The sequence below is a fragment of the Spirosoma lituiforme genome (assembly GCF_054776635.1).
The window spans coordinates 26,863-39,749 of record NZ_BAAHBO010000003.1 but is presented as its reverse complement, the minus strand read 5'-3'; the positions used below and the strand labels follow the sequence as shown (position 1 = coordinate 39,749).

Here is a 12,887-nt window from a genome sequence, read left to right as displayed (position 1 = left end):
TGCATACATTAATTCGGAATATAAGACACTTTTTGTTTACAAAAAAAATGTTATTGATACGTGGGTAGAAGCGATAGTGATCAGCTTATAGTATAAGCTTTTTAACTATATATTACTGATTATAAGTGTTTTAATAGTCAAAGATATAGATTTAAAAGACTTTATACGGCTTGAAATAGGTATATATAATAAGGTAATTAAAGTTAATAGATAGTTAATTATTATCGCTTGATTGCAAAATATCAGTGATATTTATATTGTTAGAATACTATAAGTATATTATAAATTGTACTATTTGACTATTCTAAATGAAAAAAAAGGGCAACAACTTAAAATTTACGCCACTTAATATATTTACAATAAAAAATTGAAACTGAATATATAATGCTTTGCTTTATTTGTTAACAGAAATTACCCTATTCTGTAAATAAACTAACCCATAAAGCGAAATGAATGTACCACTTAGTGACGAAGAAATGATTCGTCAGTACCTCACCAGTCAGCCCTCGCATTGCTTCGAAGCTCTTTACAATCGTTATGTGAACAAAGTCTATAGACGTTGTCTATCAATGACGAAAGATCCGTTGAAAGCCGAAGATTTTACCCACGATATTTTTTTGAAGGTATTTAATAAACTTGATGCCTTTCAGGAGCGATCAAGCTTTTCAACCTGGCTTTACTCGATCGCTTTCAACTATTGTTCTGATCAGATTCGGTTGGCCAGGCGGCTTCAGGTGACGGGTATGGACGACGACTTTAAGCATGATGTTGCCGAATCAAAGGAAGAGCAGATGCACGAAGAAACGCTCTATCTGGTAAATCGGGCCATGGAGACGCTTTCCATAGATGAGCAGAATTTATTGAAACTCAAATACGAAGATGGCATGAGCATTGCCGCTATCAGCGAATTATGCCATCTCAAAGAGAGTACCGTGAAAATGCGGCTCAAACGAAGCCGTGATAAAATCAATCATTTATATGAGAAAATGTATACGGTATAAATGATCAGTCGCTTCATAAACAAATCAGAAAAAACCAGCATCGCCAGCAAGTTGACTTGCTGGCGATGCTGGTTTAAATCCGGCAAAAAAGGGATTGGCGGAAGAAATGATTACCGTACAAAATTCGTGAACTGATCCAGTGAGGCCGGATTGCGAAGGGTATCTTTGCTGGTGGCCAGTGAGGCATTTACACCGGATAAAATTTTCTTGATTGGCGTTTCAAGCTTCTTACCGCTGATTGTGTAAGGAATTTCGGTGATCGCGTAGATTGCATCGGGCACATGCCGTGGACTGAGCCGATGCCGTAACGATTGCTTTATGTGCGCAATCAGCTCGTCGGTTAGGGAAAAGCCGTTGTGCAGTACCACGAACAAGGGCATAAAGTACTGTCCGCCGGGCTGCTCCAGCCCCACAATCAAACTGTCGGCTATTTCGGGCAGGCTCTCGACCGTGTTGTAAATTTCGCTGGTGCCAATTCGAATGCCATCCCGGTTGAGGGTAGCATCGGAGCGACCATAAATAATAATGCTGTTCCGTTCCGTAATGCGGATATAGTCACCGTGCCGCCAGATGCCCGGGTAGTCATCAAAATAGCTTTTTCGGTATCGTTCGTTGTTGCGATCATTCCAAAAATAAACAGGCATGGAGGGCATTGGCTCCAGGATGACCATTTCGCCTAACTCGCCCCGAACAGGCCGGGCATTTTCATCAAAAGCGTCTACCTTGCAACCCAACAACCGCGACTGAATCTCACCTTCGTAAACGGGTAGTAGCGGGTTACCACCCACAAAACCGCTGCATACATCGGTGCCGCCACTCAGCGAAATTAACCAGACGGTTGGCTTCACGGACTCATAAATCCAGCGAAAGCCTTCGGGTGGCAGGGGTGATCCCGTTGAGCCGATGGTTCGTAAATGACTCAGGTTTACGGTATCAACGGGCCGTAGTCCTGCCCGCAAACAAGCCAGATAATAAGCCGCTCCACTGCCGAAATGGTTGATTCGGGCAGTATCGGCCAGTTTCCAGAGTACGCTCAAATTTGGGTAGCCCGGCGCTCCGTCGTAGAGGACAAGAGTGGCTCCGGCGAGCATGGAGCCAATGGCGTAATTCCACATCATCCAGCCGGTAGTCGAATACCAGAAATAACGATCGCCAACGCGCACGTCCTGATGCAGTCCCAGGGCTTTAAGGTGTTCGAGCAGGCAACCGCCAACGCTGTGCGTAATGGCTTTGGGTTTGCCGGTGGTACCCGACGAGTAAAGAATCCAGATTGGATGGGCGAAGGGGACAGGTTCGAACGTCAGCCCGTCGGGCGCTGGTGTATCCAGCACATCCTGCCAGTTCGTTGCACCGGTTAACTCACTTTTCGGATCAATGCAGGGTATCCAAATCACGTGCTGCAAAGTAGGCAACTGGTCACGCAGTTCCCGCGTGGATTCCGTTTTGTCGAATACGTTACCGTTGTAGCTGTAGCCGTCGGCTGCCAGCAGAAGTTTTGGCTCAATCTGCTGAAACCGGTCAACGATTCCGGACAGACCAAAATCGGGCGAACAGCTTGACCAGACGGCACCAACGGCGTTTGTGGCCAGAAACGCAACCACGGCTTCGGGCCCATTGGGCAGTACCGCCACCACGCGATCACCAACCCCCACCCGTTGCTGACGTAAAAAAGCCGCCATCGCGGCTACCTGCCGTTCCAGCGTTTCCCAGGATAGGCTTGCCACCGCGGGTTGCCGTTCGGAAGCAAACAGGATGGCCGGGCGCTGGGTGCTTCGATGACGAAAAATATGTTCGGCGTAATTCAGGGTTGCCTCCGAAAACCAGCTTACGCCAATCATGTCTGCTTTGTTCGGTCTGAAAATTACCTGATGGTAGGGCGTATGACTCTGAACATCGAAGAACTGCCAGATGCTTTCCCAGAAATGCTCTAAATCCGTTACCGACCAATCCCATAAATCGTCGTAATCCCGAAAGTATAGGCCCTTCTTGACAAAGAGCCAGTCCATGTAACGTTTTAAAAGCGACTGTCCGATAGCGGTTTTACTGGGTGTATAGAGGGGCGTTAAAGCTGGTCGGGACATAGAGGTAGTTTTCGATAGAATGAGGAATGTTAGGAGCTTGCACGGTGACGGTCAAAAAAACAGTACCGATCGCTCGGTATTGACTAACGACTGAGGGCTTCTGTGGATTGTTTTTACGATAAAAAGCGTTTCAACAAAGCAGCCATAGGCGGGTTATCTCCAAAAGACCTACCTTTGCAGCCCATTTTGTATTTTTTAGTAACAGCTATGCTGACAATCAGTCAGATTGATAAAAATAAAATCTGATTTACTGTATTATTCCATGAGTCAAGATTCAGAACAGAACGATCGGGGAGGTAGACCAAACCGTGATGGTGATCCGCAACGGCGGGACGGTCGTTCATTCGGACGTCGGGATGACGCCCGCACGAGTGGTCCAACGGGATCACGCGCCAATACAAACCGGAGCGATGATCGCCCCCGGTTCAGTCGGGACAACGACCGCCCGAAAGTTAATCGGCCCGCTGATGGCGACCGGCCCCGGTTCAATCGGGATGATCGGACCAGTGGATCGCGTAATTCAGATTCCCGTGGCGCCGGATCATCGAGCCGACCTTTCCGGCCCGCCGGATCTCGTGACAACAACCGTAGTGACGGACCACGTACTGACGGACCACGTAGTGATAAACCCCGTTTCGAGCGTGGTCAGAGTGATCGCCCAAAATTTGACCGCCCTGCCGATGGGGACCGCCCTCGGTTCAGTCGGGACAACGACCGCCCAAAATTCAACCGGCCAACCGATAATGACCGTTCCAGCGGTGGTGCCCGGGATAATGATCGCCCAAAATTTAATCGGCCTGCTGATGGCGATCGTCCTCGGTTCAACCGCGATGATCGTACTTACCGACCAGCCGGTGCCGGACCTCGTAGCGATAAACCAGTTAGTACACCCCGTTTCAACCGGGAAGACCGTCCGGACCAGCGTAACCGGGATACCGATTCGCCCCGTTCTTCGAACGACCGCGGCCGCAGCACTGATCGGTTCGGTAGTGACCGTCCGAAACGGGAAGACCCTCAGGATGGTAGTCGCCCCCGCATAAACCGGGATGATTCCTCTCGTTCGACTGATCGGAGAAGTGACAGCCGCAGCACGGGCTCAGCCCGTTTCTCGCGCGATGGCGGATCCAGCCGATCCGACAAACCGGCCTTCAAACGGGTTGGTGGCTTTAGCCGTGAAGCCGATGAACGGAATCGGTTTGGCAACGATGATCAGGCTAGGCCACGCACCGACCAGGATAGCGAGAACCGCTTTACGGGTAAGCAGCGGAAAGAATCCGGTGATCGGCGGACGGGTAATTATACGAAAGCGCCCGATTACAACCTGGAGCAAACCCGCGCAGCCGATACGGCTAAACGAAATCGGCCGGATGAAAAACGCCAGTCGGATCACAATGATGCACCCGGAACGACGCGCCTGAATCGCTACATCGCCAATTCGGGTGTTTGTTCGCGCCGGGAAGCCGACGAGCTTATTGCCAGAGGTGATATTTCGGTCAATGGCAACGCCGTAACCGAGATGGGCTATAAAGTTAAAGAAGGTGATACGGTTAAATATGGCACGAAAGTGCTGAATCCCGAGCGGTTCGTATACGTCCTGCTTAACAAGCCCAAAGACTATATCACGACTACCGAAGATCCCGAAGACCGCAAAACCGTGATGGAGTTGGTGGCCGATGCGGGCAATTTCCGGATGTACCCGGTCGGTCGTCTGGACCGTAACACGACGGGTTTACTGCTGGTAACAAACGATGGTGAATTGGCTGACAAGCTGACGCACCCATCGAACAACATCCGCAAAATCTACCAGGTTGAGTTAGATAAACCCATCACGGAAGAGCATCTGAACACCATCAAGCAAGGCATCGAACTGGAAGATGGCCCCATTAAGCCCGATGCAGTCAGTATCGTGACGCCCGATGGTTACGTGGTTGGTATTGAAATTCACTCGGGGCGTAACCGCATTGTTCGTCGTATATTCGAAAGTCTTGGTTATGAAGTGACCAAACTCGATCGTACTACGTATGCCGGCCTGACCAAGAAAGAACTACCCCGCGGCAAATGGCGCTTCCTCGATCCAAAAGAGGTTGTAAAGCTGAAGTATCTTAACGCGTAGCTTTAAAGAGCGAAAAAACGAATGAGTGAAAGAGCGCTGAACACTGAGTTAGTTAGTCGCTCTTTTACTCATTCGTTCTTTCGCTCTTTCATTTTATGAACCACCTCTTCCCCTACATCGAACGGATATTGCTGCATCCTGGGGTGACCATTGGCGAGCAGTACAGCGCGCTCGATGAGGTCACGCAGTTGGGTATGGCTGGCCTGACGGTTGCTCCCTTCTGGGTGAAAAAATTCAGGCGCGAGCTGGGCGAAACGCATCCGGCCGTCTTGTCAACCGTCATTGGATTTCCGTTTGGGTACCAGCGTACGGAAGCCAAGCAAACCGAAATCGAGTGGGCGCTGCGCGACGGGGCCAGTGAAATTGAAGTAGTATTAAATACGTCGGCCCTGTTTTCGTCAACGTCCGTCTGGCTGAAGATCGAGCTGGCCAAATTAGTCGCGCTGGTCCACGCGCAGGAAACGTTTTTTACGGTTATTCTGGAAACCTCGCTGCTCGATCAGGAGCAGATTCAGAAGACAATCAAGCTGGCGGCCGACGCCGGCGCTGATTTTATTAAAAACGCCACCGGGGCGTTGACCACTGATTTCTCGCTCGAGAATGCCCAGCACTTTCGTCGGCTCGTTCCGAAATCCGTTGGGGTTAAGATCGTTGCTGATAACGCGACGGAGTCTCAGCTGGAAGCCCTGGTTGCAGTAGGGGTAGAGCGCCTGTCTATGAGGCATCTATTCCTGTAACTAACTACCCTTTGACTACACGTAGCCATTTTCATATATTTCGAACGATCTAAGTATCGTCTCGCTATGAAATGCTGGCTCATGCGTAATCTTGCAAGTCTGGTTATCCTTTTCGTCGCTCATTCCGCCCTGGCGCAACAGGTCGTTTACAAAGGATTTGAAGTGGATAGCGCTGCCGTGCCCCGCGGTGGCATGGAGTACCTGACTACGTTTATTCAGGCGAATCTGCGCAAACCTATCGCTGCTCAGGCAAAAGGCGATGGCGGGCGGATAAGTATAAGCGCAGTTGTTGAGCCAGATGGCCGCGTAACGGACGTAAAAAATCTGAACTCCTTCCGTCCGGATTGTGATCGCGAAGCCCGCCGTGTATTCAACCTTTTCAATGCCTGGAAACCCGCTTATAAAGACGGAAAGCCCGTCCGTCAGGAGGTAAATATTCCCGTATTTTTCAAGGCCAACGCACCATTTAGCTTCCGGGACGGCGCTGTCGTTGCTTTTTTCGATGCGAATCGACGTCCTGTTCCAGATAGTAGTGGAGCTGCCTACAAGCAGGTAACGCCTGTCGATACCACTGGGTTACCAAGCGGTGATGTCGTCGTATTCAAGAAATCAGGCAAACGATGGGCTGAAGATTATCGGAATCCATTTGTGCGGAAAAGCAATAGCCAGGTTAATTCAACGGGTGCCTCCCGTTATTTGATTGGTAGCCAAAGCGCTGTTCGTGATTTGAATGGCCCTGTTTACACCGTCGATAAAATAGGTAAGTTACTGGCAGAGAGTAACTACGAAGAAGGAAAGCAAGTGGGTACGCAAATTTGCTACCACAACAATGGCATAGTGGGTGAAAAAAGAGAGGTGCTGCCCGAAAAGTCGGTGATTACGTCGTGGTATGCGAATGGCCAGATTAAACAACTAAAGACCGTCAGCCCCCTCAAAGCGTTGACGCCCCTCGACCCGGAGCAGGTAGTTGCGCTTTGGGATAGTGCGGGCCGTCAAATGATAAAGGAAGGCAACGGACGGGCTACTTACCTGACACGCCGGGAGTCGTACCGTGACACAAGCCGGTACACAACGTTTCTTGAAGAAGGGGCCTATCAGAATGGGTTTAAGCAGGGCGTCTGGACAGGGCGCTATGGGGACGGCTCTTATTTTTATGAAGAAACCTACGATAATGGAATTTGCCAGGGTGGAAAAGCCATAACGGCGGGTGCAGATACCGTTCGCTACACGGATCTGGGAAAGCAGCCAGAGTTCCCCGGGGGCATACAAGGGTTAGGCCAGTTTCTATCCAGTAATCTCCAGTATCCTGTCACAGCGCAAAAAGCCAATATATCGGGAAGAGTGTTCCTGACTTTCGTCGTGTGTACCGACGGGATATTGTGTGATTATGACGTGCTAAAAGGTGTTCATCCGGACCTGGACGAAGAAGCCGTACGGGTTGTGAAGAGCATGAGCGGCAAATGGATTCCCGGAGTCCAGCGGGGTAAGAAAGTTCGCGTTAAATATAACCTGCCCATTAATTTCAGCTTACACTAAACGGGGTGCCACGGAAACCCACGTTTTTCGGTAAATTTGCCGGATAACCCCTCTGTTCATGTCGCTTAAGCAAGTTCCTCTTCATCACATTCACCAACAGTCAGGCGCGAAAATTGTGCCATTTGCGGGTTTTGAGATGCCCGTCCGTTACTCCTCCGACCTCGATGAGCACAATACCGTTCGCAATGGCGTTGGCATATTCGATGTCTCGCACATGGGCGAGTTCATCCTCAAAGGCGAGGGTGCGCTGGGTCTGATTCAGCGTGTTTCGGCCAACGATGCCAGCATCTTGTTCGATGGTAAAGTGCAGTATAGCTACCTGCCAAACGGGCGGGGCGGTATTGTCGACGATCTGCTGGTGTACCGAATCAGTGAGCTGGAATACATGTTGGTGGTCAATGCATCCAACATCGACAAGGACTGGAACTGGATTAATCAATACGTAGCCGACTTTGATCAGGAAGGTGCACCACTCACCATGGTGAACGTATCCGACGAAATGTGTTTGTTTGCCGTGCAGGGTCCGCTGGCTGCCAAAGCGCTTCAGCCGCTCACAAACGCTGATCTGGACTCGATGGACTATTACACGTTCGAGAAAACCGATTTTGCCGGTTATGCCAACGTCATTGTCTCGGCAACGGGCTATACCGGAGCCGGTGGTTTCGAAATCTACGTATCAAATCACCAGGCTGAAGGCGTCTGGAAGGCCATTATGGAGGCTGGCGCTCCATTTGGTATCAAGCCTATCGGACTGGGCGCCCGCGATACGCTCCGTCTGGAAATGGGCTACAACCTCTACGGAAATGACATCACCGACGAAACATCGCCCATTGAAGCGGGACTGAGCTGGGTTACAAAATTTACCCATGACTTTATTGATGCGGATGTACTGAAAGAACAAAAGCAACAGGGTGTGCCACGTAAACTTGTTGGTTTCGAGTTACTGGAACGGGGTATTCCTCGCGGTCACTATGAACTTACGGACGCGGCCGGTGCGGTCATTGGTGAGGTAACGTCGGGTACGCAGTCGCCCACGTTGGGCAAAGGCGTTGGGCTGGGCTACGTTCAGACTGCGTTCAGCAAGCCGGGTTCTGAGATTTTTGTTAAAGTTCGTGACCGATTGCTAAAAGCACAGGTCATTAAGCCTCCTTTCGTGAAAAAATAACTTACTCTTTTGTCATGCTGACGAAAGAAGCATCTTGAATTTTCCTGCCAGATTCCCTTGGCTATTCTGAGATGCTTCCTTCGTCAGCATGACAAGAAAACTTATGAAACAAATTGACGTTTGCTTAACGCCCGATCTACTGCATCTGCACAAGGTCGAAAACACAATTGTTGTCGTTGCGGACGTGTTCCGGGCTACTTCGTGCATGGTAACAGCCTTTGCCTATGGCGTAAACAGCATCATTCCGGTGGCTACCATTGAAGAGTGCCAGCTTTATCGGGAGCGCGGGTACCTGGCGGCTGCTGAACGAAATGCCCGAAAGGTAGACGGGTTTGAGCTGGACAATTCGCCGTTTACCTATATGGATGAACGTATCCGGGGAGCTAACGTAGCCATGACCACCACCAACGGTACCCTGGCTATTACTAAATCACGGTCTGCGGTGAAGGTACTGGTTGGTTCGTTCCTGAATCTGGAGGCAATTGTTCAATTTCTGAAATCGGAACGATATGACGTCATGGTGTTGTGTGCCGGATGGAAAGGGCGCGTCAACATGGAAGATACGCTTTTTGCGGGCGCTCTCGTGGAACGGTTGAAAGACAGCTACGCGATGGCTGAAGATAGCGCGGTTATGGCGTGGCGGCTCTATTGCCAGGGGAAAGATAATTTACCCAGTTATCTCTCCAACTCGTCGCACATTCGACGACTGCAGCGGCTGGGTATTCAGAAAGACATAACCTATTGCCTGCAACACGACCTTTACGACGTTGTTCCCGTACTTCGGGGCAATGCGCTGGTGAGCATGCAGATGTAGCCCTAACCAGAAACGGGAGACGAATTCGTCTCCCGTTTCTGGTTAGGGCCATCATGAAATCAGGCTGTTGCCTGTTCCGATTCCAGATAGGTCAATACGCCCTGCATGGTCGTTAGTTTTTCGTAGTCTTCATCAGGAATGCGAATGCCAAATTCCTTTTCGAGTTGCATGATCAAGTCAACGGAATCCAGACTATCCAGACCCAGATCGCGGGAGAAATGAGTTTGATCCGTTATCGCCGACTCTTGTACACCAAATTCTTTCAGAATTCCTATCACTCGCTTTTTCATAATGCGTTGTCTGTTTATCAACCAGTGTCTTTTGTATAGAATCCTTCCGCCTTGCCGTTTAGTATATACACGACTGCATTTTTAACATACTTTAATACCCGTCGGTTTTGTGCCTGATGTCGGTATGGCTAAACAGAAAGCTAGTCTAAAACAGACTCTCTCCTAGTAAACGCTTTAATTCCAGTTGATTAAGCATCAGTTGGTACTGAAAATTCAGCTGACCTAACTTGGCTTCTTCTACACCTACTTCGGCACTTTGTAATTCAACGTTTGTGATAACGCCGTTTCGCAGGCGGGCATTGGCAATCTGAAGGGCTTGCTGTGCCTGTTGTACCTGCGTTTCGAGGTTTGCCAGCCGGGTCTGGTTGCTGCGAATGTCGGCGTTAAGTTGGGCGATACTCTGTTTTAGCTGCGCATTCACGTTGTCGACGGCGTAGCGGCTGGCGTTCAGATTCAGTTGAGCGGCTTGGTTTTGCAACTGATACCGTTTGCCGGCATAAATGGGTACGGTCAGTGCTACACCCGCGGCAACGTTAAAACGAGGAGTGTTGATGTCGGGTAAATAGCCGTTGCGGTAACCGGCCGAGCCCGAGAAGCTGATATTTGGGCGGCTGGCTAGGTCATAGATCAGAACGTCGGTTTCGGCCTGCCGAACGCGATCCTGCGCTAATTGCACATCCTTGTTGCTGGCCAAAGCCGACTGCCCGTCCGTGATCAGGTAGGGCTGAGTCGTAACCGTACCGCTGGATGTTTCTGCATTGAACTGACTCATGGCCCGGCTGATATCCGGGTTAGCGTTGCCCGTCAGGTAGGTTAACACGGCAAGCTGGCGCTCCAGTTGATTCTGAATTTCAATCTTCCGGTTCTGCGCCGTTTTTACCCGAACCTGCTGGGTGAGTACGTCATACTGCAAGGCATCGCCATTCTGTAGGCGAGTCGTCAGGAGCCGAACGTTGGCACCGGCAGTTTGGATAACCGAATCCTGTACCGACAGGCTCCGTTGCAGAAAGCCTACGCCATAGTAAGCCGCAGCTACCTGGTAGGCCAGTGCCTGCTGCGTAATCTCAAATCCGCGACGCAGCACCTGTGCATTGTCGGCCGCTTGTTTTACCGAGGCATTCGTGCGCCCCCAGTCGTAGATTGTTTGTCCGACGCCAATATTTGCGTTCAGGTTATGATTAGGCTGAAATTGCAGCGTCCGGTTTACCCCGTCAATGGGCAGCGTAGCCTTGGCAACGGGGGTTACGTACTGATACGATGCGTTTCCATTTACATTAGGTCGCATGGCCGTCCGGGCAATGTCGATGCGTAATTCGCTCGCCTGAATCTGTTGCTGCTGTTGTTTCAGGTTTGGAAAATTCGCATTGGCCTGCTGGACCAGCGCGCGCAGATCGTCGGATACTTGCACCGGCTGGTTCTGCGCCTGAGCCGCACCCAGCGTTAGCAGCAAGGCTATAGTAAGAAGTCTTGGAGTCATAGCAAATAAAGTTTAAGAGGTTTAGTCGGTGGTATCAGCTGGCTTGACGAGCAAGATCAACCCACCGGTTAACATCCTGTATTAGTGGGCTGCATCAGCAACTGCTTTGGCAGTTGCGGCATCCATCTTTTTGTTTTTGAGTAAGAATAGGAGTGGAAACGTGACCACAAAAAACAAACCTGCCAACTTGAATGTGTCCAGGTAGGAAACCATAAGTGCCTGCCGCGAAATGATCAGATCCATATTTTTATACGCTCCCGTTGCTGCATCGAACGCATTGACACCTTTGGCGATCAGTCCCTGCGTAATGGCATTAAGCCGCTCCATGGTCAGCATATCGCCCGGTTGCAGGTTCGATACCAGATCGCCCCGGTGCACGGCTGTCCGCTGCGTAACGTACGTGTTTGTAATGGCTACGCCGAAGGCTCCGCCAACCTGCCGCATCATGTTAACGATTGCAATACCAGTTGGCAACTGGCGCGGTTCCAGCGTAGAAACGGATTGGTTGATGAGCGGTACGTTCACAAAGGCAAGCCCAATTCCCCGAATGATAAGCGCGGTAATAAAGTCGCCGTTTGAGGCATTCATGTTATACGTTGACATGATAAAGCAAAAGCTCGCAAAGGCAACGTAACCGATAATGACAAGAATCTTGGGCGATACGCCTTTGGCCAGCATGCGGCCCGCCAGTGCGAACATTGGCAATGTGATCAGCCCCCCCGGAATCAGCAGTTTACCCGTTTGGGTAGCCGTCAGGCCAACAATCCGCTGGGCGAACAGCGGATATAGCAGCACAGACGTGAACAGGCCATACCCGATAACGACCATCAGAATAGAGCCAATTGATAGGTTGCGGTTACTGAACGTTCGCAGATCCACTACCGGGTCTTTGGTGGCGCGCAGTTCCCACCAGATAAAGGCCGGAATGGCAATGACAGCCGCCACGGTTAGCCACATGATTACCTTGCTGTCGAACCAGTCGTCGGCTTCGCCCCGTTCCAGCACATACTGCAAACTACCGATACCAACGGCCAGCAAAAGTATTCCCATCTGATCAATGGGAATACTTTTGCGGTCAATATTCAGCTCATCTTCTTTCTTGTCGATAAACGCAGAACTTAGTAAGACAGCAACAATACCGATCGGCACGTTGATGTAGAACATCCAGCTCCAGTGGTAGTTGTCGATGATGTACCCACCGAGGGTCGGGCCCAGCGTCGGACCCAGTACGATACCCATACCGAACAGTGCCGAAGCAACCGGCCGCTGCGCGGGAGGAAACGCATCGAACATCAGCCCCTGTGATGTAGACAGGAGGGCTCCGCCACCAATTCCCTGCAGGAAACGGAAGGCAACCAGCGTCCATAAACTATCTGCGAAACCGCACCCATACGACGCGACGGTGAACAGAATGATGGAGCCGATGTAGTAGTTCTTCCGCCCGAAATACCGTTGTAGAAAGCCCGTCATCGGAATAACGATAACGTTGGCAATCGCGTAGGCTGTTACCACCCACGAGACATCTTCAATCGTGACGCCGAGGTTCCCGGCAATGTCGGTCAGGCCGACGTTCACGATGGATGTGTCGATCAGTTCAATGATAGCCGCTGAAATAGCCGTGATGACCACGATCCACCGGCGAAATCCTGTTGGTTGAGACATAATGCTTCCCG

Annotated in this window: 10 protein-coding genes; 6 read left to right on the top strand and 4 right to left on the bottom strand. The window is 50.6% G+C overall.

Annotated elements, in window-relative coordinates; genetic code table 11:
• Positions 1-449 precede the first annotated feature (449 nt).
• Positions 450-1,001 (top strand): RNA polymerase sigma factor, encoded by a 552-nt coding sequence (locus tag ACYU87_RS12425; protein WP_461134410.1) that lies wholly within the window; start codon positions 450-452, stop codon positions 999-1,001.
• 110 nt (positions 1,002-1,111) lie between these two features.
• On the opposite strand, the gene ACYU87_RS12420 is transcribed toward ACYU87_RS12425, so the two are convergent.
• Positions 1,112-3,082 carry an acetoacetate--CoA ligase gene (locus tag ACYU87_RS12420; RefSeq protein ID WP_461134409.1) on the bottom strand — a complete coding sequence of 657 codons (1,971 nt, stop codon included), beginning with the start codon at positions 3,080-3,082 and terminating at the stop codon, positions 1,112-1,114.
• Between the two features lie 262 nt (positions 3,083-3,344).
• On the opposite strand from ACYU87_RS12420, the gene ACYU87_RS12415 reads away from it, so the two are divergent.
• From ACYU87_RS12415 to ACYU87_RS12395, 5 genes are all read left to right on the top strand, one after another.
• Positions 3,345-5,195, top strand: a complete 1,851-nt coding sequence (locus ACYU87_RS12415) for a pseudouridine synthase (RefSeq protein WP_461134408.1) — start codon at positions 3,345-3,347, stop codon at positions 5,193-5,195.
• A 95-nt stretch (positions 5,196-5,290) separates the two neighbouring features.
• Positions 5,291-5,932, top strand: coding sequence for a deoxyribose-phosphate aldolase (locus ACYU87_RS12410; protein WP_461134407.1), 642 nt, complete (start codon positions 5,291-5,293; stop codon positions 5,930-5,932).
• Between the two features lie 81 nt (positions 5,933-6,013).
• Positions 6,014-7,468: a TonB family protein gene (locus ACYU87_RS12405; protein WP_461134406.1), complete on the top strand. Its 1,455-nt coding sequence runs from the start codon at positions 6,014-6,016 to the stop codon at positions 7,466-7,468.
• A 58-nt stretch (positions 7,469-7,526) separates the two neighbouring features.
• Complete coding sequence (gene gcvT, locus ACYU87_RS12400) at positions 7,527-8,633, top strand: glycine cleavage system aminomethyltransferase GcvT (RefSeq protein WP_461134405.1); 1,107 nt, start codon at positions 7,527-7,529, stop codon at positions 8,631-8,633.
• Positions 8,634-8,736: 103 nt separating this feature from the next.
• Positions 8,737-9,447: a 2-phosphosulfolactate phosphatase gene (locus tag ACYU87_RS12395; RefSeq protein ID WP_461134404.1), complete on the top strand. Its 711-nt coding sequence runs from the start codon at positions 8,737-8,739 to the stop codon at positions 9,445-9,447.
• A 59-nt stretch (positions 9,448-9,506) separates the two neighbouring features.
• Here ACYU87_RS12395 and ACYU87_RS12390 read toward each other — a convergent pair whose 3' ends face one another.
• The 3 genes from ACYU87_RS12390 to ACYU87_RS12380 all read right to left on the bottom strand — a co-directional run bounded on the left by ACYU87_RS12390 (position 9,507) and on the right by ACYU87_RS12380 (position 12,876).
• On the bottom strand, positions 9,507-9,737 hold the full coding sequence (locus ACYU87_RS12390) for an acyl carrier protein (RefSeq protein ID WP_461134403.1): 231 nt from the start codon (positions 9,735-9,737) through the stop codon (positions 9,507-9,509).
• A 145-nt stretch (positions 9,738-9,882) separates the two neighbouring features.
• Positions 9,883-11,214 (bottom strand): TolC family protein, encoded by a 1,332-nt coding sequence (locus ACYU87_RS12385; RefSeq protein ID WP_461134402.1) that lies wholly within the window; start codon positions 11,212-11,214, stop codon positions 9,883-9,885.
• A gap of 81 nt (positions 11,215-11,295) precedes the next feature.
• Complete coding sequence (locus tag ACYU87_RS12380) at positions 11,296-12,876, bottom strand: DHA2 family efflux MFS transporter permease subunit (RefSeq protein ID WP_461134401.1); 1,581 nt, start codon at positions 12,874-12,876, stop codon at positions 11,296-11,298.
• Positions 12,877-12,887 lie beyond the last annotated feature (11 nt).